At 39.4% G+C, this 24,203-nt stretch carries 24 protein-coding genes and 1 riboswitch; of the genes, 18 read left to right on the top strand and 6 right to left on the bottom strand.

Annotated elements, in window-relative coordinates; all coding sequences use genetic code 11:
* Positions 1-195: 195 nt before the first annotated feature.
* From GON05_RS33250 to GON05_RS33230, 5 genes are all read left to right on the top strand, one after another.
* Entirely contained in the window at positions 196-1,353 is a 1,158-nt protein-coding gene (locus GON05_RS33250) for a KamA family radical SAM protein (protein ID WP_157325592.1), read from the top strand.
* A gap of 126 nt (positions 1,354-1,479) precedes the next feature.
* Complete coding sequence (locus tag GON05_RS33245; RefSeq protein ID WP_157325591.1) at positions 1,480-1,665, top strand: hypothetical protein; 186 nt, start codon at positions 1,480-1,482, stop codon at positions 1,663-1,665.
* A gap of 2 nt (positions 1,666-1,667) precedes the next feature.
* Positions 1,668-1,850, top strand: a complete 183-nt coding sequence (locus GON05_RS33240) for a hypothetical protein (RefSeq protein WP_157325590.1) — start codon at positions 1,668-1,670, stop codon at positions 1,848-1,850.
* Positions 1,851-1,892: 42 nt separating this feature from the next.
* Positions 1,893-3,074, top strand: coding sequence for a cation:proton antiporter (locus GON05_RS33235; RefSeq protein ID WP_157325589.1), 1,182 nt, complete (start codon positions 1,893-1,895; stop codon positions 3,072-3,074).
* Positions 3,075-3,197: 123 nt separating this feature from the next.
* Positions 3,198-4,730: a glycine betaine uptake BCCT transporter gene (locus tag GON05_RS33230; RefSeq protein WP_157325587.1), complete on the top strand. Its 1,533-nt coding sequence runs from the start codon at positions 3,198-3,200 to the stop codon at positions 4,728-4,730.
* A gap of 144 nt (positions 4,731-4,874) precedes the next feature.
* Here GON05_RS33230 and GON05_RS33225 read toward each other — a convergent pair whose 3' ends face one another.
* From GON05_RS33225 to GON05_RS33215, 3 genes are all read right to left on the bottom strand, one after another.
* On the bottom strand, positions 4,875-5,441 hold the full coding sequence (locus tag GON05_RS33225) for a DUF421 domain-containing protein (protein WP_157325585.1): 567 nt from the start codon (positions 5,439-5,441) through the stop codon (positions 4,875-4,877).
* A gap of 71 nt (positions 5,442-5,512) precedes the next feature.
* On the bottom strand, positions 5,513-7,351 hold the full coding sequence (locus GON05_RS33220; RefSeq protein WP_157325583.1) for a cation:proton antiporter domain-containing protein: 1,839 nt from the start codon (positions 7,349-7,351) through the stop codon (positions 5,513-5,515).
* A gap of 110 nt (positions 7,352-7,461) precedes the next feature.
* Positions 7,462-8,514 (bottom strand): potassium channel family protein, encoded by a 1,053-nt coding sequence (locus GON05_RS33215; protein ID WP_157325581.1) that lies wholly within the window; start codon positions 8,512-8,514, stop codon positions 7,462-7,464.
* Between the two features lie 771 nt (positions 8,515-9,285).
* Between GON05_RS33215 and ehuB the strand changes: the two genes are divergently transcribed.
* The 10 genes from ehuB (at position 9,286) to GON05_RS33165 (ending at position 16,745) form a co-directional block, all read left to right on the top strand.
* Positions 9,286-10,188 carry an ectoine/hydroxyectoine ABC transporter substrate-binding protein EhuB gene (gene ehuB / locus GON05_RS33210; RefSeq protein ID WP_157325579.1) on the top strand — a complete coding sequence of 301 codons (903 nt, stop codon included), beginning with the start codon at positions 9,286-9,288 and terminating at the stop codon, positions 10,186-10,188.
* A 4-nt stretch (positions 10,189-10,192) separates the two neighbouring features.
* Positions 10,193-10,855, top strand: a complete 663-nt coding sequence (ehuC, locus tag GON05_RS33205; RefSeq protein WP_157325577.1) for an ectoine/hydroxyectoine ABC transporter permease subunit EhuC — start codon at positions 10,193-10,195, stop codon at positions 10,853-10,855.
* Positions 10,856-10,858: 3 nt separating this feature from the next.
* On the top strand, positions 10,859-11,509 hold the full coding sequence (gene ehuD / locus GON05_RS33200; RefSeq protein ID WP_157325575.1) for an ectoine/hydroxyectoine ABC transporter permease subunit EhuD: 651 nt from the start codon (positions 10,859-10,861) through the stop codon (positions 11,507-11,509).
* Positions 11,510-11,526: 17 nt separating this feature from the next.
* Complete coding sequence (gene ehuA / locus GON05_RS33195) at positions 11,527-12,345, top strand: ectoine/hydroxyectoine ABC transporter ATP-binding protein EhuA (protein ID WP_157325573.1); 819 nt, start codon at positions 11,527-11,529, stop codon at positions 12,343-12,345.
* A 22-nt stretch (positions 12,346-12,367) separates the two neighbouring features.
* Positions 12,368-12,877, top strand: coding sequence for a diaminobutyrate acetyltransferase (ectA, locus tag GON05_RS33190; protein WP_157325849.1), 510 nt, complete (start codon positions 12,368-12,370; stop codon positions 12,875-12,877).
* 39 nt (positions 12,878-12,916) lie between these two features.
* Positions 12,917-14,233 carry a diaminobutyrate--2-oxoglutarate transaminase gene (gene ectB, locus GON05_RS33185; RefSeq protein ID WP_157325571.1) on the top strand — a complete coding sequence of 439 codons (1,317 nt, stop codon included), beginning with the start codon at positions 12,917-12,919 and terminating at the stop codon, positions 14,231-14,233.
* On the top strand, positions 14,223-14,603 hold the full coding sequence (locus tag GON05_RS33180; RefSeq protein WP_157325569.1) for an ectoine synthase: 381 nt from the start codon (positions 14,223-14,225) through the stop codon (positions 14,601-14,603). The genes ectB and GON05_RS33180 overlap by 11 nt, the downstream gene beginning before the upstream one ends.
* 23 nt (positions 14,604-14,626) lie before the next feature.
* Positions 14,627-15,532 (top strand): ectoine hydroxylase, encoded by a 906-nt coding sequence (gene thpD, locus GON05_RS33175; protein ID WP_276509727.1) that lies wholly within the window; start codon positions 14,627-14,629, stop codon positions 15,530-15,532.
* A 54-nt stretch (positions 15,533-15,586) separates the two neighbouring features.
* Entirely contained in the window at positions 15,587-16,102 is a 516-nt protein-coding gene (locus GON05_RS33170; RefSeq protein WP_181646322.1) for a DUF2179 domain-containing protein, read from the top strand.
* 6 nt (positions 16,103-16,108) lie between these two features.
* A riboswitch (cyclic di-AMP (ydaO/yuaA leader) is annotated at positions 16,109-16,271 on the top strand.
* 63 nt (positions 16,272-16,334) lie between these two features.
* On the top strand, positions 16,335-16,745 hold the full coding sequence (locus GON05_RS33165; RefSeq protein ID WP_157325847.1) for an HAD family hydrolase: 411 nt from the start codon (positions 16,335-16,337) through the stop codon (positions 16,743-16,745).
* Between the two features lie 26 nt (positions 16,746-16,771).
* Here GON05_RS33165 and GON05_RS33160 read toward each other — a convergent pair whose 3' ends face one another.
* From GON05_RS33160 to GON05_RS33150, 3 genes are read right to left on the bottom strand one after another with little or no spacing between them, the layout of a single operon-like run.
* The gene (locus GON05_RS33160; RefSeq protein WP_181646321.1) at positions 16,772-17,857 is read right to left on the bottom strand and encodes a Ger(x)C family spore germination protein; all 1,086 of its coding nucleotides are present in this window, start codon (positions 17,855-17,857) and stop codon (positions 16,772-16,774) included.
* Positions 17,854-18,963 carry a hypothetical protein gene (locus tag GON05_RS33155; RefSeq protein WP_157325565.1) on the bottom strand — a complete coding sequence of 370 codons (1,110 nt, stop codon included), beginning with the start codon at positions 18,961-18,963 and terminating at the stop codon, positions 17,854-17,856. The genes GON05_RS33160 and GON05_RS33155 overlap by 4 nt, the downstream gene beginning before the upstream one ends.
* A gap of 3 nt (positions 18,964-18,966) precedes the next feature.
* Positions 18,967-20,304 (bottom strand): spore germination protein, encoded by a 1,338-nt coding sequence (locus tag GON05_RS33150; protein ID WP_157325563.1) that lies wholly within the window; start codon positions 20,302-20,304, stop codon positions 18,967-18,969.
* Between the two features lie 181 nt (positions 20,305-20,485).
* On the opposite strand from GON05_RS33150, the gene GON05_RS33145 reads away from it, so the two are divergent.
* From GON05_RS33145 to GON05_RS33135, 3 genes are read left to right on the top strand one after another with little or no spacing between them, the layout of a single operon-like run.
* Entirely contained in the window at positions 20,486-21,955 is a 1,470-nt protein-coding gene (locus GON05_RS33145; protein ID WP_157325561.1) for a spore germination protein, read from the top strand.
* Positions 21,940-23,037, top strand: a complete 1,098-nt coding sequence (locus GON05_RS33140) for a GerAB/ArcD/ProY family transporter (RefSeq protein WP_338114252.1) — start codon at positions 21,940-21,942, stop codon at positions 23,035-23,037. Before GON05_RS33145 ends, GON05_RS33140 begins: the two co-directional genes overlap by 16 nt.
* Positions 23,034-24,176: a Ger(x)C family spore germination protein gene (locus tag GON05_RS33135; protein WP_157325557.1), complete on the top strand. Its 1,143-nt coding sequence runs from the start codon at positions 23,034-23,036 to the stop codon at positions 24,174-24,176. The genes GON05_RS33140 and GON05_RS33135 overlap by 4 nt, the downstream gene beginning before the upstream one ends.
* Positions 24,177-24,203 lie beyond the last annotated feature (27 nt).

Raw genomic sequence — 24,203 nt, 5'->3', positions numbered from 1 at the left:
GAACGGGTCTTTTTGTTTAATTAGGCCTGTTCATAACGGAGTAGATCGTATTTTTTTTACGATCTACTCCGTCATGCGGGTCTATTTTATTTGTCTTATTACACCCATCCATGACCATCTAGACAAAGGAGGATATCGTTTAGAATAATTAAGCATCCAAAAAAACGAATATTTGCTTTTCGAGGAGGATCATCTATGGCACAGCCGAAATATATTACCGATATTGATAAAATCACGGAGATTCCAGAACAGGAACGAAGTAAACTGAAAGCAATTACGGAAAAATTCGTATTTCGTGTGAATGATTATTACTTGAATTTGATTGATTGGTCTGACCCGAACGATCCGATAAAAAAGCTAATCATCCCTAATGAAGGTGAATTATCGGAGTATGGACGTTGGGACGCTTCTGATGAAGACACAAACTATGTTGTCCCTGGTTGTCAACATAAATATAAAACAACGGCCTTATTACTAGTTTCTGAAGTGTGCGGTGCCTATTGCCGATATTGCTTCCGCAAAAGGCTGTTTCGAAATGACGTGAAAGAAGCAGTTACAAACGTTGATCCCGGATTGGCATATATTGAGAGCCATCCTGAAATTAATAATGTATTGTTGACTGGCGGAGATAGTTTAATTCTAGCAACATCGAAACTCAGGAAAATAATTGAACAATTACGTAAAATTGACCATGTAGAAATTATTCGGTTAGGTTCTAAAATTCCTGTTTTTAATCCAATGAGGATTTATGAAGACGAAGCTTTACTTGAACTTATAAGAACATATTCTACAGTCGATAAGCGTATTTATGTGATGGCACATATTAATCACCCAAGAGAAATTACTAAAGAGGCAAAAAGAGCTTTTGAAGCTTTACATAATGCAGGCGCAATCGTTGTCAATCAGACCCCTGTGCTTAAAGGAATTAACGATGATCCTCTGGTCCTAGCTGAATTACTTGATAAGTTATCATGGGCAGGAGTAACGCCGTATTATTTTTTTATAAATCGTCCTGTTGCCGGTAATAGAGAGTTTGTATTACCTTTAGAAAGAGTATACCGGCTAGTTGAAAGTGCGAAGTCTTTAACATCCGGTCTTGGGAAAAGAGTGAGACTATCCATGAGTCACACATCTGGTAAAATTGAAATACTAGCAATTGAAGATGGCCAGGCATATTTAAAATATCATCAGTCACGCGATCAGCAATATGGAAAATTTATGATATTAGATTGCCCTGATGACGCTGCTTGGTTCGATGATCTACCTGGAAGTAAAGAACTTTGGAACAGACCAAAGAAAATAGCAACCAGTGTGATCTCTGCAAATGATCTTCCAGACTTGCCTTTACATTAAGCCAAAAGAATAAAGAAGATCATCTTGGAGGAGTCTGTCAATTTAGGGGCTCCTCTTGTTTATTAGACGTACAAATTAAGTGATATAGATTTTTTTGGGGGGGAAGTTATGCTAACCACATACGCTATGTTAGAAGAAATTCAAAAAAGAATCGATTACTTAAAATTAAAAGAAATCGAATATAAGAAAGCAAATAATGTAAGCGGTCGGCTAAATGCCAAGACAAGACGGCAAGAATTACAGAGGCTAGAGGAAACTATTTGTGAAAAATATGCTGTAGAAAAAAAGGCTGATGGGATTGAAACATTATGATTATGAAAACAACAGAAGGAAAGGTCATCGAAATTTTGTTCAAAGATGAAGATGGTTTTTGTATATGTGATGATGGGTGGAAGCGGCCATTAAATGAATTAAAAGAACCGACGATAAGAGATGTACATACAAAACGTAAGCTTAAAACTCAACCGAAAAATTGTAGTGGAGATAAGGAAACATAAATTTACACATAATAACAGCAAGGCTCATCATAGGAGGTTTCAATGATCCACTACTGGCTTGTACTGCTCGGAATCGCAGTTGCGATCGCTTATGTAGCAGATAAAATAAAACAACCTTATCCAACCTTACTTGTTGTTGCGGGGCTTTTGCTTGGTATTTTCCCCATTCAGGTTCTTAATGAATTTAAAACCTATGTGACTTCGGATCATGTCTTTCAAACAGCTGTGATTTTAATTTTCCTGTCAGCGTTAATTGGAGATGCTGCACTAAAGCTTCCTTTTGGAGAAATCAAGGAAAACAAACGTCCGATATTATTACTGGCGTTATTAGGAACGTTTATAACATTTATTCTGGTAGCCGGGCTTTCATATTTCTTATTGGACCTGGACTTACAAAAGTCGCTTGTCTTTGGTGCATTGATGGCAGCCACAGACCCGGTCTCCGTATTAACGATCTTTAAGTCAATGGGTTTGAACAAGAAGTTGTCCATTATCGTTGAAGGAGAGAGTTTGGCGAATGACGGAGTAGCTGTTGTCCTTTTTAAAATAGCCTTGGTAACAACGGTACTAAGCATGTCTGGTGTATTACATGGATCATTGGAGTTTGTTAAAGTAGTTCTAGGAGGCATAGTCATTGGCGTTGTAACAGGCTACATGGCCTCAAAAATAACCTCAAGCATTGACAATTACCTGGTGGAGATCGGGCTTTCAATTGTCCTGTTCTATGGAGCATTTGAGTTGGCTGAAATGTTCCATTTCTCCGGTGTCATTTCGGTTGTTTTTGCAGGACTCTTGTTAGGAACTTACGGTAAAAATATCGGCATGTCCGATTTAACACATGATAAAATGGACTCCTTTTGGGAAACAATCGCTTTTATTGCGAACGCATTGATCTTTCTCATGGTTGGTCTTGAAATTTCAAATATTGATTTCTCTGAAAAGTGGATTCAAATCGGTGGAAGCATTCTCATTGTTCTGACGGCAAGATTTATTGCTGTCTATATTGCCCTTATCTTTGATAAAGAAATACCTGCCATCTGGAAGCCGATTATTGCATGGGGCGGATTAAAAGGATCACTGTCTATTGCGTTAATCTTGAGCATTTCTCCGGGTTTTGATGGCCGTGACATAATATTGGCTATGACGTTTAGTAATGTAGTTTTTTCACTGCTAGTTCAAGGAACAACAATAAGTCCTCTTGTAAAAAGACTTAAAGTTAAGTAAACCACTAAATGGACATAGACCACTTTGAGAAGAAATGATCTCGAAGTGGTTTTTTATTTGTGCATCAAATTCCCTCTGTAGGTAAAAATTATATCTGACTCTCGAAAAGAAAGGTATGAGAATATGGTTCTATCTATTTCAATAGGTATTATTTTAATTTTTGTATTGTGTGGAGCATTTGCTCCTGTTCAGTTTGCTGCGACAGCAACTTCGCTTTTTGACTCGTCAATAAGAAATTTTGGATGGTTTTTTTTGATCTCGACTTTTGGCTGCTTGGTTTTCGCTTTTTATTTGGCTTTTAGTAAGTATGGACGAATTAAGCTAGGGAAAGACGAAGATGAACCCGAATATTCAACCATATCTTGGTTTGCCATGCTTTTTAGTGCTGGGATGGGGATTGGCCTTGTTTTCTGGGGAGTAGCTGAGCCGTTATCACACTATCTTTCACCGCCTGAAGGAGCGACTGGAGGTTCTACAGAGGCTGCACGCTTGGCAATGCGGTATTCCTTCTTTCACTGGGGGGTTCATCCATGGGCTATTTATACAATAATCTCGCTTACTTTAGCTTATTTCCAATTCCGGCATGATAAAAAAGGGCTTATAAGTGCTGTCTTCTCGCCTTTAATTGGAAAACTATCCGAGGGAGGAATTGGAGCAGTTATTGACATCCTTGCTATTATTGCAACTGCATTCGGAGTAGCCACTTCGCTAGGACTGGGAGCACTTCAAATTAACGGTGGCTTAAATCACATGTTTGGTATTTCAATTCAACCTGTGGTTCAAGTAGTCATTATTGGCATTGTAACTGTCTTATTTTTAATCTCTGCAACTACTGGATTAGATAAGGGAATCCGAATATTAAGCAATGCAAATCTGCTCATTGCTGTCTTATTAATGGCATTCGTATTCCTAGTTGGTCCAACTTCGTTTATTTTAGATCTATTTACATCGACATTAGGTGGTTATCTGCAGAATCTTGTGTATATGAGCTTGAGAATGACTCCTTTTACACAAGGAACCTGGGTTGGTGTTTGGACTTTATTTTATTGGGCATGGTGGATCGCTTGGGGCCCTTTTGTTGGCACCTTCATCGCCCGAGTATCCAAAGGCAGAACGATTAAAGAATTTGTTTTAGGTGTACTCTTAGTGCCTAGCCTGTTTAGCTTCATGTGGTTTTCCGTATTCGGTGGAACAGGGCTTCACTTGGAATTATTTGATCAGTTTCCGATAGCTGCCGCGGCTAAACAAGATGTTACATCTGCTTTGTTCTTAACGTTACAGCAGCTGCCCATAGGTCATATCATAGCGCTTATAGCTACTATTCTGATTATCACTTTTTTCATTACATCTGCCGACTCTGCTACATTCGTTCTCGGAATGCTTTCTACGAAAGGAGATCCTAATCCGTCGAACAAAGTCAAGATTGTATGGGGGGGGCTGCAATCGTCCATGGCGATTGTATTGTTAATTAGTGGAGGCCTAAGTGGCTTACAGACGGCTTCTATCATCGCTGCGCTCCCATTCGCCATCATTATCATAGGCATGTGTGTATCCTTAATGATCGCACTCAGGCAAGATGAGAAATCATTAAGAAGCAGAGACGATAGGCGCATGAAGAAATTGGATGAACTTTTGAGCATACAGAGTGAAACTTAATTAGTTTGATCCTGAGGAGAATCTTTAGGTATCAAGTTGAAAATATCACCTTTTTCAAAGTGGGTAAAGGATAACGTCAGTATACAAAAAATGAAGTACAAGAAGAGCCGGTAATCAACTGGCTACTCTTGTACTTCGCTTTTCCTAATGAATATTATTTTTTGATTCAGTAAAGAGAGTATCTGTTTCTTGACTCTGTATGTTTTGGACAGATAAATTAGGAAAATTAATCAACATAAATTTTTCGAAGTCACCCATGGTTATAGGTCTAGCATGTGGCATTAACTCATACCCTAGCTCTCCATTGGCTTCAATAGTTCCTGACTTGACATCATCAATACGGCTGATTCCTGCCATACGTAAGCGTTTCTCTAAATCTTCGGTACTTAGACGAATACTTTTCATATTTTTAATGTTTAATACACCGTCAGATATGACGAAGATAGGCTTTCCTTTTAAAAGGTGTTCGGCAACTTTCCATTTGAGCGTTATCCATTCCATAAACACTAAAAAGACAATGAAGATACTTGTACCTAAAATGGAATTAGCCAATCCTTTGTCGCCAACTTCTGAACCAAGGATAGAACCAATGGATAATAAGATGGCGAGCTGAGGAGTAGTCATTTGAGATATGGATTTTCGACCAGCAATTCTTAATAGTAAGGTTCCAACAAAAGCCAAAGCGATTGAATTCCAAACAATCGTCCACATTGAGTTTTCCTCCGTGAATATTTTACCATAGTGTTTTCAATTTCAAGAATTCTATCCTAGTAATTACTAACTCAGGTAACCATTTCACGAAATGCTTCGATTTGCTCGGCATTTCCGCTAATTAATAAACGGTCTCCAAGACGAATTTCTGTGTTACCGTGGGGGATCAGATACGATTGTCCTCGGTAAATTCGTAAAATTAATATGTTTTCTAATCGAGGTAGTTGGCGTAGGAGAGTTGTCCGATAGGGAAGATGATGGATTTGCACTTCGAAAATAGTACCTTCTTCTTCTGTTATTAGCTTCAGTGCGCCGGGGCTGTCAATTAATGCTCGAAGCACAGTACGAGCCGCGAATAAAGTGGAAAACACCTCGAGCCCTGTACCTGCCATATCAGCCTGAGCTTCTGGCGCTTCAATGCGAACCAGGAGCCTTTTATCAGGCTCTTCTGTCTTCATTTTATTTGCCAGTTGTATGTTAAAGGCATCATCCATTGTTGCAATGACAACAATATCTGCATCAAATGCGCCATGTTGTTTCAAAGTCGTTTCATTCAGAATAGGAATATGATGAATATAAGCGGGATCCCTATGTTCAAGTTGGGTATCGCTGTTAGTTAAATCGCTTGCTGTGAAGACCTGAATACGATACACATCTTCAGCTATAAAGTCTTGTGCAACGGGCATGGAGATATGATTTAAACCTATAATGGAAATCATTTTTTTACGTATATATGGTTTAGGTGCGAGTTTGTTGAAAAGGACGGGAAACAGTAGACAAGTAAGGATAGCTACCAGTATCAATGCGCTATGAAGGGATTCTCCGATGACATGCAGGTCCAAGGCAAGTGTTGCTGCAGCTATAACTAAGCTAAGTGTAGAAGAAAGCAGGATCCCGGAACTAAGAACTTCCTGCCAACTGAACCATTTTTTTAATAACAACATGGGAATTATTTTAGCAAGAAACATCACAATCATAAGAAGTGGAATGGTCAATAGAATTTTTAAATCTGCAAATAAGTATTTTAAATCGAGCTTAGCACCTACCATGACAAAAAAAATGGGGATTAAAAATCCGTATCCGAACGACTCCAGTTGATGAATAAATTCTTTCTTTGGCTGTAACAAAGAGACAATGATTCCGGCGAGGAATGCACCTAAAATGCTTTCAACACCCAAACTCTCAGATAAAAATACAATGACGAGAATTAAAGTAAAAATGGCTCTTGTACCGAATTGTATGGAGCTTTCGCCCAGAATTTTGAAAACTTTCCCTGTTGCAAAGCGTTTTACTATAACATAGATGAAGAGAACCAATAAGAAAAACAACAAAAGCAGGAGCAGCTTGGACATATTTCTGGATAGGAAACTGACATAAAACGCCAAGAGGATCATGGTGAATAAATCCGCAAGTACAGCAACCAACAGGAGGATTTGCCCAAGACTTGTACTTAGCAGCTTTCGCTCTTTCAAGACGGGAACGACTACGCCTAGCGAGATAGTGCCAATAATTAAAGTCATTAGAAATGCACGTTCGACCAAGCCAAAAGTGATTAATACCAATGACAAAATTCCTGCTAGCATGAAGATGCCAATAAAAACGAAGATGGCTACGGATAAAGGGTGAAAGGAGCCGCTATTCATCTTATCCTTTTTAACAAATGTATTAAAATCGATTTCTACACCGCTCAGAAACATTAGATAAATAAAACCTAACAGCGAAAGGAGTTCTACCCAAGGATCATGGCCTACCAGATTGAAACCGCTTTTTCCGATAAGAAGTCCTGCTGCTATTTCAGCTACAACGACCGGGACAACTCTTAAGCGAAGCTGATAGAGCAAAATTGGAACTAAGAAAGAGATTGTAACTACAAGAATCAAACTTCCTAAAGAGCCGCTACCATGTTCCATAAAAGGTTATCCTCCTGCATGTTTCACCGTATACTTTTAATGTTAACAGTTTGTAAAAGCCAATTACCAGAAATTTCTGTCTCAAGTGATTATTTTCTATAGATCTGCATTTATTTATTACAATTAGAAGCGGACGATATTGTCAGTTGTCGATAGGTCTCCTTGTCACATATAACAAACAATCTTGCAGTTACAGGAATTTTCTCATGAAGCCTTTTGTTAATTGAGAGATTTCCTCCATCTGATATTAATGTGGCACCTTTACTCAACAGATCTTGAAAGGCATCATGAAATGTCAACCAATGAACATCTGTGGGTATTTCGTAAAGATCTTGTCCGTACGTACGCGTCAATAGCTGTGTTAAGATTTTTGAACTTCCAGGGTTGAAGGCAGCACGTACAGCTAGTTGGGAAATCGTTTCACTTCCGAAAATAAATTCGTCAATCTGCATATGTTGAAAATTCATGAGATTCTCTTTGTCTCTAATCTCAACGATGGTATAGACATGATTGTAATTTCTTTCGATTGTTGACGCTACCAGCAATGTTTTTCCATCAATAAAAGACGGGTCTCGTATCGTTTTATCGTATCGGGTGATCTCATCGGCGAAGATGAATACGGCTCTAGCTTTCGATACATTAGCCATTTCTAATGTTGTTAATTGTTGAGGATTTCCTTGCACATAATGTACACGGTCATGTTGTAAAGGAGTTTTTTCGAGTGTATCTATGAGAACAACTTCGGATAACGGGTCAGTGTTCAGTATTTCTTTAATTGCATTCTCTGCATGGTTGCTCCAATCAATAATTACAAAATGATTCTGGCCTGAGTATCGCAATTTTCCTTCCTCCTTCATTCGCGAATAAATAAATAATGAATCAATAACTTTACTGATGATAACTGAAACGAGTCCGATGCCAAAAAAATAAATTACCATACCTAAACATTTACCTGCGATGGTATGGGGATAGTAGTCACCGTATCCAACAGTAGTTACTGTTGTCATCACCCACCACAAACCATTGAATCTATTCTCAAAGGTTTCTGGTTCGAGTTCGTATGATAATAATGCGCTACATCCAATGAATATAACCGATAAAATGAAAATAAACTTGGTATTCATTCGAATTACTCGCATCAGTACCTTTGTTAAGAAAATCATATAGTCCTCCTTATAGAGTGAGCGGTTATTTCGGGGATATTATTTATTGTCTCGAAATAAGAAAACGACCGTTTACAATGAGTAGAATATATGCAATGTTAGATAAACTTTTAGTTTAAAATAAATGGTAGGAGTGTGAAACTTTATATTAACTTCATCACTTTTATTTACAATCATTGCTTCTTGGATTTTTGGTGAGTTAACTGCAATTTTTATAATCGAAATTATTTATCAAATGAACATCAGGGTAATATGGAGACAATTTTTTCTCTTTGTTGCTTTTCCAGTTTGTATAGTGATTCTATCCACGTATCCTAATGTTAATTGGGAAGACAGAGTTTTTTTAGTCGTAAGTCTAAGTACTATATGGTTCAGATGTTTATTAAATTTAACTGACACAGATACACATTAACGCATCAGTAAATAAAAGTTATTCTTAACTGTTTATAAATAAAATTGGTTTAAATATTAGCATTTTAGCTTGATTTTAGCTGAAAACATTTGATTATACAAGGTAATGAAAGAATATCCCTTGATTAGTACGGATATTATCAATTTTCTCTACATTTTCATTAATTTTTGAATATTGCGTATAATCAAGCATTTTGGTGGACGAGGGAGGTTTTTCTTGGATATGCCCGCTCATTTGCTCTAAAGGAGGGAGAGCGTGGCTTAGGGGCGCTGAGTCCTCATAACGCAGGATGTGATACATAGCGGATCATGTTACACTTGTTGTGGGGCCCCGAAATAATGGGAAAAAGGAGTTTTTGAATGAAAAAGTTGTTTTCGTACTCGCTTTGTTTCCTGCTGATAGGAATCGTTGTTGGTTGCACATCTCAAAGCGTTGGAAGTCAAACAAAAGCAAGCGATGAAAAGTCAACCGCTCAGGAGAGCACATTGGAAAAGGCCAAAAAACAAGGCTTTATAACGGTAGGTTTTGCTAATGAAAATCCATATGCCTATGCTACGCCAGATGGGAAGTTGACTGGAGAAGCGGTGGAAGTAGCCAGAGTAATTTTAAAGAATTTAGGTATCAGTGAAATGAACGGCGTATTGACTGAGTTTGGTTCTTTAATACCCGGATTAAAAGCAAAGCGTTTCGATATCATAACGGCGGGGATGTTTATCAACCCTGATCGGAGCAAGGAAGTGGCATTTGCCAATCCGGAGTACAGTATCGGAGAAGCGATTGCCGTTAAAAAAGGAAATCCGCAAAAATTACATAGTTATCAAGATATCGCAGCTAATAAGGATGCTAAAGTTGCTGTCATGGTTGGCGCTATCGAAAATGATTATTTAAGCAAAGCAGGAATCGCGAAAGGGCAGATTGTGACGGTTCCTGACCAGCCCTCGGCAATTTCAGCCTTGCAGGCTGGGCGTGTAGACGCTGTTACAATGACAGGGCCGTCTTTGCAAGCTATGCTCGATTCAGCTAAGGATAGTAAGATTGAACGTGTTAAGGACTTTACACAACCGGAAATTGACGGAAAGAGTGTAAGGGGATATGGGGCGGCGGCATTTCGCAAAGAGGATTCGACTTTCAGAGAAGCATTCAACCAAGAGTTGGATAAGTTGAAGAAGTCAGGTCAATTGTTAGAAATCTTAAAACCATTTGGATTTACTGAGCAGGAACTGCCAGGAGATATGACGGCTGATCAGCTGTCCAATAAGTAGACCGATGTTGAATTGGATATCTGCTTTTGAGTTTCTTCCCATATTAGTACGGGGAGCATTTGTTACGCTCGAAATTACTTTGTTTGCAATTGTATTATCCGCAATTATATCACTTGCTATAGGCTTATTGCGCCTATCGAGACACCGTATTGTACGGTTCATTGCTTCCGTATATGTTGAGATTTTTCGTGGAACATCCTTGCTTGTACAGCTATTTTGGCTTTATTTTGCGCTCCCCATGCTTTTAAATATCCAAATTTCCGCGATGGTTGCAGCTGTGTTAGCGCTTGGCCTAAATTATGGCGCATATGGCTCTGAGATTGTACGAAGTTCTATACTCGCGATACCCAAGGGACAATATGAAGCGGCAATTGCCTTAAACATGAGTCCAAGTCTAAGAATGCGCAGAATTCTAATGCCGCAAGCACTATTATTGATGCTCCCATCTTTCGGGAACTTGCAGATTGAATTGCTTAAAGGAACATCTTTAGTCTATTTAATCACATTAATGGACTTGACCTACCAAGGAATGGTACTGCGTACTTTCGATAGCTCTAAGACTGCAGAGATCTTCGCAATGATGCTCATCCTGTATTTCATCCTGTCTTACTCGTTAACGCTCTCGCTTCGCTATATCGAGCGAAAGGCAGTTGGGAGGCGTGGCTAGCTAATGTGGAATTGGGATTACGCTTTTCAAATTTTACCAGAGCTGTTGAATGTTCTTCCTATTACGATTTCCGCGACGTTGTTGGGCTTCTTGGTGGCATGTTTACTTGGATTGCCGCTGGCACTTGTGCGTAGATCCAGAAACAGAATGATTTCGGGTGCGGCTTTCGCCGTAATGGAGTTTATTCGCAGTACACCTCTCCTTGTTCAGTTGTTTGTATTGTTTTACGTGTTGCCTATCTATGGTGTATCTTTCTCGCCGATGGTGACGGGTGTAATCGGTTTAGGTGTGCATTACAGTACGTATATGTCTGAAGTGTTTCGATCCGGGATAGATGCTGTTCCCAAAGGACAGTGGGAAGCGTCTAAGGCATTGAATTTTAGTGCGAAGCGTACTTGGATGAGTATTATTTTGCCGCAAGCCCTACCTCCAGTGATTCCCGTTATGGGAAATTATTTAATTACGATGTTTAAAGAGACACCTATACTTTCAGCCATCACGCTTGTGGAGCTCCTGCAGACAGCAAAAGCGATTGGTTCGGGTTCATTTAAATATTTGGAGGCTTTTACACTCGTTGGCATTTTGTTTCTGCTGCTCAGCTACCCTTCATCGTTGCTTGTGAGAAAACTCGAAATACACTTCCAGAGAAAATAACATAGGGGGTACTGCATATGAGTCAAGTCCCCATCGTCAGGTACCGGGATGTCAGCAAATCTTATGGCTCGATTCATGTATTGAATCATATTGACTTGGATATCTATTCAGGGGAAAAGGTGGTTGTGATTGGGCCGAGCGGCTCGGGGAAGACGACATTGGCCAGGCTGCTCATGACGTTGGAACATCCTACATCCGGGACAATTGAAGTAGATGGTGAATTATTATGGCATCAGGAAGTCAAAGGAAAGCTTATACAAGCTAATGAGCAGCATTTACACCGCTTACGGAGTAATATTGGCATGGTCTTTCAACATTTTAACCTTTTTCCTCACATGACGATTCTTAAGAATGTCATTGAAGCACCGATTCACGTGCTTGGATTGCAAAGGGCTGAGGCTGAGGAACGGGCAATCGAAATGCTGGGAAAGGTAGGTCTTGCGGATAAGCTCAATGAGTATCCTGCCCGATTATCAGGCGGACAGAAACAGCGTGTTGCTATAGCGAGAGCGGTCGTCATGCAGCCCAAAATTATGCTTTTTGATGAAGCAACATCGGCTCTTGATCCTGAATTGGTTGGAGAGGTGCTTTCGGTAATCAAGGATCTGGCTGCTCAGGGAGATATGACCATGATGCTGATTACACATGAAATGGATTTCGCGCGCGAGGTTGCCGACCGTATCCTTTTTACAGATGGAGGCTCCATCGTCGAGCAGGGAACGCCAGAGCAAATTTTTGAAAATCCGCAAAGTCCCAGACTACAGTCTTTTTTAAGCCGTTTTCGGCAAACATGGTTTATGGGAGGAATTCCGCAAGCTTCCCCATCAGCTGAGTAAAGGTGGCGATAAAGTGATCCAAATGAAAGTAAATAGCGCTTTTATTCGAAGTGTCAGCCAGCAAGATGGTCAGTATATTTGGCAAGCAGCAATAGATAGTGGAAATCTGGATGTTAACTCGGCATATTGCTATATCATGTTCTGCAAATACTTTTCTGAAACCTGCCGGATTGCAGAAATAGATGGCAAGGTAGTCGGGTTTGTGACCGCATTCATACAACCAACGAACCCAGAAAACTTATTTGTTTGGCAAATCGCTGTCAATGCCGAGCACAGGGGAAAGGGAATTGCCGAATCACTCCTTAGAGATTTAATCTCTGTTAAGAGTTGTGCGAAGGTCCGATATATCGAAACAACGATATCGCCTAGCAATGCTGCATCTATTCAACTGTTTTCCAAATTCGCTCAAGATTTGCATGCGTCGATTGTGAGGAAGGACGGTTTTCCCTCTTCATTATTTCCCGATAACAAACATGAGGATGAGCAGTTAGTTATCATTGGTCCCATTCCAAAGATTAAAAAAGTGTGTTAGTAAATCAAATTTATTTAACATTTAGGAGGAGATACTTAAATGAAGATATTGGACACTGGTAAACCTTCCTTGCATGTATTTGAAATGCTTGAATCAGAAGTTCGAAGCTACTGCCGATCTTTTCCTACTATATTTACGAGAGCTAAGGGATGTACGCTTTGGGATGCTGCTGGCGAAGCATATTTAGATTTTTTTGCTGGTGCAGGTGCGCTGAATTACGGACATAACAACGACGATATCAAGAAAAAGTTGATCGAATATATTCAGCAAGATGGCGTCACACATAGTTTGGATATGGCAACGGCTGCTAAGGAATCTTTTCTTGAGCAGTTCCAAAGGATCATCCTCCAACCAAGAGGACTCTCATACAAAATCCAATTTCCAGGTCCGACCGGTGCCAATTCTGTAGAAAGCGCCCTAAAGCTTGCGCGTAAGGTGACTGGACGTTCTACGATTATTGGCTTTACGAATGCTTTTCATGGCATGACGCTTGGGGCACTGTCGGTTACGGGCAACAAATTTAAAAGAAAAGGCGCTGGTGTACCTTTGCATCACACCGTTTCTATGCCATATGACGGCTATATGAGTGATCAAGTCAATACAATCGAATATATGCGAAATTATATTGACGATAGCGGGAGCGGGGTATCGCTTCCAGCCGCAATTATCGTTGAAACGATTCAAGGTGAAGGAGGAATCAATGTAGCAAGTATAGAGTGGCTGCGCAGTTTGGAGATGTTATGCAAAGAAAAGGGAATTCTGCTCATTGTGGATGATGTTCAGATGGGCTGCGGAAGAACAGGAACTTTCTTCAGCTTCGAGGCGGCAGGAATTAAGCCGGATATCGTATGTCTTTCCAAATCGATTGGTGGTTACGGCTTGCCTATGGCCTTGACTCTCATTGCTCCTGAATTGGATATCTGGGAGCCAGGAGAGCACAACGGTACGTTTCGCGGGAACAACTTAGCTTTTGTTACGGCTGCTGAGGCGTTGAAATATTGGAAAACGAATCAGTTCTCAGATGAGATTTTTGCCAAAGGGGAATTGCTAAAGAGTGGACTACAGGATATGGTCGCTTCATACCCACATTTGAAAGGCCAAGTTAGAGGGCGAGGTCTGATGCAAGGCATTGCTTTTGAGACTCAGGGTTTAGCAGAGAAAATTTGTGAACGGGCTTTCTCCAAAGGATTGATTATGGAAACATCTGGTACGGATAGTGAAGTGGCTAAAATAATGCCTCCTTTAATCATAACTGAAAGCGAACTGAAGAACGGTCTTGAACTACTGTACACCAGCATCAAAGAAATTGCGGCGGAATCATACAGCGGAGAATGGAGGAGAAACAATGATCGTTAGACATCTCAATGATATTGCGGGCACAGAATTAGATGTAGACACGAAAACTTGGAGCAGCAAAAGATTACTTGTAAAAAGCGACCGAGTAGGCTTTTCCTTGCATGACACGACCATTAAAGCAGGTACGGAAACCGAAATATGGTACCAGCATCATATTGAGGCTGTGTATTGCATTCAAGGGGAAGGTGAAATCGAGCTGGCGGAGAGTGGAGATATATACCAGATCAACGCTGGGACCCTTTATGTTTTAAATGGTCACGAGAAGCACTTCCTGCGAGGGAAGACTGAAATGCGGATGATATGTGTGTTTAATCCACCAACTACAGGTCGTGAAGTGCATGATGCTCAAGGCGCATATCCATTAAGCTAAATCACGAAAGGCGGTAGAAGACCATGATGACATCCAAAGGACAAGTGGCATTAAATCATTCCAGTATGCAAGATACGTACCCGTCAAGAATTTATGAGGAACCAAATCTCTTGGAGAGGCAAGACCCAGTCGTTTATGATCATACGATCACTCAGTCCGTAATCAATGAGGAGCAGCTAGCTTTTTATGATAAGAATGGTTATTTGTTTCTAGAGTCCTTTTTTGATCAAAATCAGGTGCAGGTATGGAAAAAGGAGTTAGCAAGACTCTGGGATCAAAGTCGTCTTCTTGAAAAACCAGAAGTAATTAAAGAGCCTGGAAGTGATGAAATTCGATCCATCTTTGCTGTACACCGAGATGATGAAGCATTCAAACAAATCGCTGAGAATAAGCAGATCGAGGCCATAGTTCAGCAAATTTTGGGTAGTAATACTTATGTGCATCAATCTAGAATAAATTTCAAACAAGGCTTTACAGGTAAAGAATTTTATTGGCACTCGGATTTTGAAACCTGGCATGTGGAAGATGGGATGCCGCGGATGAGAGCGCTCAGTTGTTCTATTGCTCTAGAAGATAACACACCAAATAATGGTCCTCTTATGGTAATACCAGGTTCGCATCGTACATTTGTTTCCTGTGTAGGAGAAACGCCTAATGACAATTACAAGACATCGCTTCGCCGTCAGGAATATGGTGTACCTGACCAGAATAGTTTGAGATACCTGGCGGGGCAAGGGGGGATCATTGCTCCAACTGGAAAAGCTGGATCCATCCTATTGTTCGATTGTAATTTGATGCATGGCTCCAATAGCAACATTACCCCAGATCCGCGAAGCAATGTTTTTATTGTTTACAATAGTGTACTAAATAAGCTGAATGCGCCTTATTCCGGCAAACAACCTAGACCAAACTTCATCGCTAGTCGGTAATTATCAGGTTGGGGCCCGCCTTTCGGCGGGTCCTATAATCGAAAGGATGATGTTGTGTTCACGATCATATGCAGCATTCTTGTGATTCAGATCGTCTATGTGTCTTGTTTTACACTTCGCATGATCTTGACCCTCAAAGGTGAAAAATACACGGCTGCTGCAATCAGTATGCTAGAAATTCTTATCTATGTGATAGGTCTTAATCTCGTTCTAAAATATGTAAACCAACCTGCATGTTTAATCGTTTATGCAATCGGATATGGATTAGGTGTGCTTGCTGGATCATGGATCGAAGAAAAACTGGCTCTAGGATATGTTACGGTTAAAGTTATTACAGATGAGCTGCATCGTTATATGGCGGCTTATCTTCGCAAAGAAGGGTTTGGTGTTACCTCTTGGGTTGGTTGGGGAAGAGATGGTGAGAGAATGGTTTTGGAAGTTCTCGCACGTCGCAAAAATGAGAAGTTTTTGTATGACTGCATCCTGGCTATTGATCATAAAGCATTCATTGTCACTGTGGAGCCCAGAAAACTGCATGGCGGTTTCTGGTTAAATGCTACACGTAAATAAATTGTCATCTTGATAACGCTGAATCCTGACATTCAGGAGCGGAGGAACCATAGTAAACTGCTGCATGCTATTTTATGCACAGTGGGGTGAATCACGGAATCCACCGTGTAGGGCGATTCTCACGTCCAAATCCGACAGCTAACTTCGTAAGCGTATTATTGGTGTGGTTACGAAAATAACGGCGTAAGGCAGTTGCTTTCGTTGCCTTCCATAAGGAGGAGAAAAATTGAATATGTCTGAACAAACTTGCACTGAATATGTTTTGGTTTCCGCACCGAACCGAGCGGGAAAGGAATTTATCAACTTACTAAGAACGAAGGGAATTCAATATTACGCGATTACGAATAACAACTACGGAAAAAAACGCTTGGAAGCGATGGGTGTTGATCGTATTATTATGGTGAATACCGAAGATGTAACCAGCTGGACTCCGCCTGAGATACGAATTAGTAAAGTATATTTATTTGAAGTTAGTTTTAATCTATGCTGTCGATATATTCAAATTTGTAAAGATTGGAATCCGAAGTCCATACATGTGATAACAAAACGTGGGAATGCAAGAGTGACTTACAGAGCTCTAGGAGCTGACCATTTTACATACATCAATAATAATCAAGAAGCATCGCTCCTGCTGCTTCCATAAAGATGCACCCGGACTTAACCTCTTCTTTAACGGACAAGTCCGGTGCTTTCAATAATGATTTGAGAGTTAACTTCAAATTTGATTTGAGAGTAGACGTTTTGCCAATGTTCCCAGTCTTCCTCTTTGCCGAAATATTGACTCAGATAATGAAGTCCAAAGCCGTAGGGGTCAACCTTGGCATTGCGGATTTTATATAACAATTCTTGTGTGGTACTGTTTACGTTTTTTTCAAGCATTTTTTGGATCTGAAGAGTATTGGCGTCCATGACCGTAATTGGGCTTTGTTCAATCATTCCGTTTATTTTGAGATGAAGACTGACGATAGGAATGTCATCTTTCGATATAGAAACATGACGCGACACCCTCGACACGTAAAAGGCCAATCGCTTTCCTTTATAGTTAATAGGAATACCAGATCGGCTAAACTCATTCGCACTCATGTTATACAGTTTTGTTTCTTTCGGGTCTAAGACAAGTTTTTCTTTCATTTTATCAAGTAAAGAAAGCTTCTCGACAACATATGAATCCCCATCAAATCTAATGATGGGAAGGTAAGGATCAAGTCCCTTTTCTTTAAATCGACGGAAATTATCGAAGAGAAGAGCAGTCACGGTGTAAGGTGAAACCGTTCCTTCTTTGCCAAAGGTTAAGTAAAAGGAGTTGCCCGCCAATCTTTCTGTTGATGGATTCTCTTTTAGCAGTTTGTTTGCGCTCGGTTCGGCTAATGCCATATAGGCTATCAGCTGAATGTCTCTTCTTCTGGCAAGCCAATTGAGCGGTTCTTCCATCGACTCTTTTACTAGGCTGTTACCGAATAAGAACATCCGGCAATGTCCGAAATCGAGCTCTTTATCGACATGAGCTTTGATATTTCTAACTGCTTCGGCTATACTTGGGGCTTCCAAATGCTCGATTTGACTCTCCGCTAGCCCTTCACCAATCTTGGATGCTGGTATCGCGAGGCGAAGTGTTACCAAATAAGGATTTTCCTTATCTCCAGTCCAATCCACCCCCATAGCTACTACAAAGAATCTTTTATCAATGTCCTTAAAGCTACAACCTCCAAGGCAAAAGCAAAGGTAGAGCATAATGACAAGTAATAATATCCTCATGAAAAGGCGTTCTCCTTCTTTTTTCTCCATACAAAATAAAGCATCATAAAGACGAATATCATTTCAGTGAAAAAACGGGCCATGAGCCAAATCTCAGAGATAACCTGGTTTCTTTCTACGTTTACAAAGCGCATAAAAATGAAAGACAAGATCCCAGCACCTAAACCTAACCATATATTTATCTTGGGTACCGGCTCTTCTTCTACAGCTACTGAATGATTAATTGTATATCTAATGAACATGATGGCTGTGTGCCAAGTGTTCATAACAAAGAGCAATGATATTCCAGTGAAGAGCAGTAAAAAGACAAATAAAACCCGATTAATGAATCCATACTCCATAATCATGGAATCTGCCGTCATACTCCAAATGTAAACGTAATCGCCAACACCAACTGTACCGTGAAATCCGATAGGCACGAAAAAAGTAACCAATAAGAAGAAACATCCGAATAGGGGAACGACCCAACGATTTCGGAAGTGAAATCCATCGCTATGCAAGCGATTAAAAAGAACTAGGCTGAAATGACCAGAAAACAGAAATGTGGCCGAAACAATCGTTTTGAAGGATGGTGGTTTGTTTACATATCCAGCAACGTATCGGACTGCGTCCCAACTAAAGTTTTCATTAACCATAGCTTTAACTAGAAATAATAGAAGGAAAGGAGAGATGATAAGCATCATGATTTCATGTATAAACTGGACGGATCGGGTTGACCGGGTACTCGCCCATAACGCAGCACTAACCATGAGAAATAAATTTATGTAAGGATTTACGTCTGGATAAAAGAACATTCGAGCTGTCTCTGAATAGGCATATATAACGATGATTCCGGCTGGAAGCCAGATAAATAAACCTACAAACAAGGTGTTGACAATGGTAAACCATCTTGGGAGGTATAGATCGCATATTTCCGGAAAGCCTAGTCCAGGAAACCTTTCAAAACAAGCCATTATCACGAATGAAATGATGGAGCCAATCACCATTGCTAAGAGCATACCTGAAATTGCGCCATTAAAACGATCTCTTATGAGTATTGTTGGAACGAACATCATGATATTAATCATTCCAACATAGAGCACATGATAATAAGTATATCGAGACATCGATTAGTTGCTCTCCTTTCTATAGTGATGAGCTTTCGCTTCTAACTTTGGAATGTAGTAAGCAAAATAGGGGAGACCAAAACTTCTAAGATTACACCAATAAACTATTAATGCAAAGAATGAAACTACAACCCCTAATAAACCATAGAAAATTGAGACTATCACAAAGATGTATTTAATAAAACGTACCGAATAGCCAAAGCCGTTGTTCGGTATTACGAAATTAGAGATTGCAACAACTGAAGTGACGATAATCATGATGCTACTAACCAAGCCCGCCTGTTGAATGGCTTGACCCAGAATTAAACCGCCAACGGTTGTTGCCGTAGAACCGATATAACGCGGCAAGCGAAGGCTTGCCTCATTCAACGCTTCAATCATAAATAGCATAATGAAAACTTCAATAAATGATGGATAGGGGACCACTACTCGACTGCCTGCAATCGAAAGTGTTAATTGGACGCGAAGTATCTCTGGATTATATGAGACAATGGCTATATAGAGGGCTGGTAAGGTAATTGTAAGGAGCATGGCAAAATATCTAAGAATAAGCAGAAATTTGCTCATCCAATATGATTCATAATCATCATCCATCGCATGGAGAAAATCGATTAGTCGAACAGGAAGAAGCAGACCGAAGCGACTTCCGTCCTGCAGCAGGGCTACTTTTCCCCGTTCGATCATAATTGCAATTCGATCAGGTCTTTCTGTTTGGAGAATGATTGGGAATAGCCTGTGTCTCTTTCCCGAAAGTGCCTGTAAGAGTTGACCCGCTGCACGGAGAGTCCTGATTTGTACACTGTTTATCCGCTCATTTAATAAATCCAGTACCTCATTATTAATTAAATTTTTATCGTAAAGAACACTAATTCGCGTTTTTGAGTGATCTCCTATGATGTGTTGCTCTACTGAGAGAGAAGGTACATTATATCGCATGCGTATAAGGCTGATGTTAAGATCTAAATCTTCTGTGAGAGCAGTCTGAGGACCTTGCAATGATGCCTCTATTTGAACGGTATCAGGCTTGTCCTGAAACTTCCGTTGGACATAGAAGCGAAATACGGTGTCCTCAATTTTGAATAAGAGCGTACCATTCAGCAGCAATTGTGTCCAATATTCAGTCTGATTGGCTATCCCATAATTGGGATTAGTGTTAATCATGCGTTCAAATTCTTCAGGTTGGAAACAATAGGAATATGGAATGATCAACCCATCTTTAATCAGTGTCTGATCACAAAGCTCAGGGAAGTAAACAAGCTCCATCTGGATGTATCCGTTATCCAGTGTGTCATAAAAGAGATCGGATGGATTATTTAGTTCAGCAAGAATTTGTTCGATCATGTTATTCCCTCCAATTCCTTACGTTACCATATTAGCTTTCCCTGTACATGGATTGAGCATACGAAATATAACTGAGTTAAAGCGGATCTTTAATCATTATAACAACCTCCGTCTTCATGAAATAAATACGGGGGTATTTGTTAATAATAGTAAAGATTTATTCAAAGAGGGTGATGATAACATGAAAGAGACTCATGATGATGAGTTGGAATCTGGGGATTTTGAACTGAGTGTTGCCCAAATTAAAGATTATTTTGCTTGTACGGAGGATTTAAAGGTTCAAAAGTTCATTTATAACAGCCAATCGTGCTCATTGTTATACCTTGAAGACCTTGTAAAAACAGAGTTAATGCAATCAAATGTTATTAAACCATTGCTGGAATCAAACTCTGGAAATATTGAACAGATTTTTTCATCAATTGAAGCCAAGAAGTCGTCTGATATTCATCAAATAGGGAAATATTTACTTGATGGATTTTGCGCTATTGTGATTGAGAACGAAGTAGCTGCAATCATGATGTCTGTTGCTCAAACGCAAGGCCGGTCAATCCAAGAACCCAAAGATGAACAAATCATTAAGGGATCACACGAAGGCTTTGTAGAAAATATAAGTACGAATATTTATTTGCTTCGCAATCGGATCAAAAGTCCCAAGTTGAAGGTGAGGTATTACACCTTAGGCAATGTCACGAATACGAAAGTGGCTATGATCTATATGGAAAACAGAGCCGACCCTTTAATAGTAAATGAATGTGAGAAGAGGATTTCAGCTTTCGATCTTGATTATTTATATTCCGTAGGTAACATTGATGAAATGATCGAAGAGCACCCCTTATCGCCTTTTCCGCAATCTCTGCAGACCGAAAGACCTGATAGAGCAGTTTCTTATTTAATGGAAGGGAAAATAAATATTATCGTTGACGGCATGCCAAGTGTGTTAGTTCTTCCTATCACATTTTTTTCATTTTTTCAATCGCCGGATGATTACAACGGCAGATGGATTTTAGGATCGTTTTTTCGAATCATTCGATTTATTAGCTTTATTCTCGCAGTCAGTATGCCAGCAATCTATATTGCAATCGTCTCGTACCATTCAGAAGTGCTCCCTATAGGAATTCTTTATTCCATTCAGGTTTCTTTAGCGTACGTTCCATTACCACCTATTTTAGAAGCGCTCGTTATGCAAATCCTTCTAGAATTGTTGAAAGAGGCTGCAATTCGCTTGCCATCTCCCATTGCTCAAACGATTGGTATTGTGGGGGGGCTTGTGATTGGAACGGCAGTTGTTGAAGCCCATCTTGTCTCTAATACAATGATTGTTGTCATTGGATTGACAGCGATTGCATCATTTGCAACCCCGTTAAATGAATTTGGAACAAGCTTGAGAATCTTAGGATTCCCAACTATGCTTGCTGCCGCATTATTTGGATTATTCGGGATTTCCATCATGATGATGGTCATTTTCATTCATCTATGCAAAATTGAGACATTGGGGGTACCTTATTTTGCACCTTTCGGTCCTTATCATGGCAAACAGGGACTGAAGGATATTTTTTTACGACTCCCTATATGGAAGGGGAATAACAACTCGCAATCCTTTGAATCTGGCCGCACAAACAAGTCATATTTCAGGAGGTGGAAGCGCACTTGAATATCTCTATAACGAGATCCCAATTGTTTTTTTTAATTATCAAAACACAAATTGGAATTGGACTCCTATCTCTGCCATCCAAAATTCAGAGCTCAGCGAAAGGGGATGCCTGGATCTCGGTTCTTATCGCTGGAGGCATTATACAGCTTTTGCTTTTTATTTACTCGAGATTGCTTCGGAAATTTCCTGATCTTACCTTTAGTAGAATTACAGTGGAACTTTTTGGTTCTTATATTGGTAAGGTAATAAATATCATATACTATGTTTTTTTTATTTTCATAGCTGCTTATGCAACCACGCTTTATGTACAGTTGGTGCATACGTGGATGCTAACATACACACCTAGCTGGGTTCTAGAATTCCTAATTATTGGAACTGGTGTATACTTAGCTCATGAAAATTTGCGTGTTATTGCAAGATTTTTTGTACTAACTTCAGTATTGTTTGGTTGTTTAATACTGCTTAGTTTTTTTAATTTTACGAACGAAATGCACATTACTAACATTCTACCCATCGGTCAATCAGGCATTGAGCAAATGCTCAGAGGGAGTGAGAAAACTTTTTTTTCAATGCTCGGTTTTGAAGTAATCCTTTATTTTTACACACAAGTGCAGAACAATTCCAAAGGATTGATTCGTATCGTATCATTGGCCAATTGCTTTGTTACACTTTTCTATACATATTTTGTATTTATTTGTGTGATTGGGTTTAGCCCTAAAGTATTAGGACAGATAAATGAACCTGTATTATATATTTTTAAAGGATTGACCTATCAAGTTTTTGACCGTTTGGATCTGATTTTTTTGACGATTTGGTTTATTCCAATGACAGCTACAATCGTTTCTTATCTATGCATGGCTGGAAAAAGTCTTAGTACCAATCAAGATTCTTATCGAAGGTTGGTCTGGTTCAGTGGACTCCTTGTATTTATATTAGGGTGGTGCCTATCTACTTTGGAAAAATTAGATTCTTTCGGTAAATGGTTGGAATATGGTTATTTTATAATAATTACAGTCATACCACTTTTATTATGGTTGGTCTCCTGCCTTCGCAAAAAAAGTATAAAGGTAGGGATCTCATGAGGAAAAAAATTGCTGTAATGATTTTCATAAGCCTATTTTCTGTAATCTTAACAGGTTGTTGGGATATTCTTTATTTAACTAATAAAAAAATTATAAATGGTATTAGTCTCGATGTTACCAAAGATAGCTCAATGATGGGAATGGTCAGAGCGGTAGTTTTGAAGAGTAAAGGCGGTGGACAATTTGAAGTAAAGGATGAAGTGCTTCAGACTACAGGGGATTCTGTTTTTAATATTGGTTTGAAAATGGATAATATGCTTCCAGGCACTATTGAAGCCAGTAAGATTCATGTAATAATCATAGGTGAAAAGCTTGCAAAGCAAGGTATTTTGTCTCCCTTAGAAGGTTTTTATCGTAATCCAAAAGGGAACCTAACATCAAATGTATTAATAAGTGAGGGATTAGCTTCTGACATATTGTCATTTGAAAATATAGAAAATAGTCCTGTCGCATATGGCATTATGCAAATGATCAAGGGAGCTGAACGCAAAACGAATATTCAGAACCAAAATTTATATTCCATATGGAATCAAATTACTGATCCTGGTGAAGATGCAATGCTGCCAATGATTCGTAAAATTAAGGACAAAGCACTAGTCATTGATAGTACTGGTTTATTTCATGGTGACAAATATACGGGAACGATGTTGTCCCGAGAAGAGAGTACGATATTACTACTGTTAAAAGATAAGCTAAACAAACTTGCATACATTGAAATTCCTGTGAAAATGAGTTCTGGTCTGAGCAAGCCTAGCGAAAAGGAAATAAGCGCTATAACTTTTGAAGTACAGAAATTACAAAGATCACTCGAAGTCTCTGTTAAAAAAAACACTCAAGATATCGATTGCTTAATTAAACTTGATCTCTATGGTACCATTAATAGTTTTCCAAGTTATATGGGTCAAAAAATTAATATAGACCAATTAAATCAGGAAATTGCCGAAACGCTAAATAAACAAGCAATAGAAGTAACAAATAAATTACTTAAAGCGAATTGTGATGCTCTTGGAATAGGTAGGAGGCTACGAGTAAGCCATTCAGAACTTTGGAAAAGTATTAACTGGGAAAACAAGTACAAAGAAGTGAAATTGAACCCTAATATTCAAGTTCATATAAGAGGGACTGGTGTAATCAACTGACATTAAATATTACTGATTTGTTGAAAA

The sequence above is a fragment of the Paenibacillus anseongensis genome (genome assembly GCF_009757995.1).
Taxonomy (GTDB): Bacteria; Bacillota; Bacilli; order Paenibacillales; family NBRC-103111; genus Paenibacillus_E; species Paenibacillus_E chondroitinus.
Note: the sequence above shows the minus strand (reverse complement) of the source record. Positions and strands in the feature narration are given on the sequence as shown.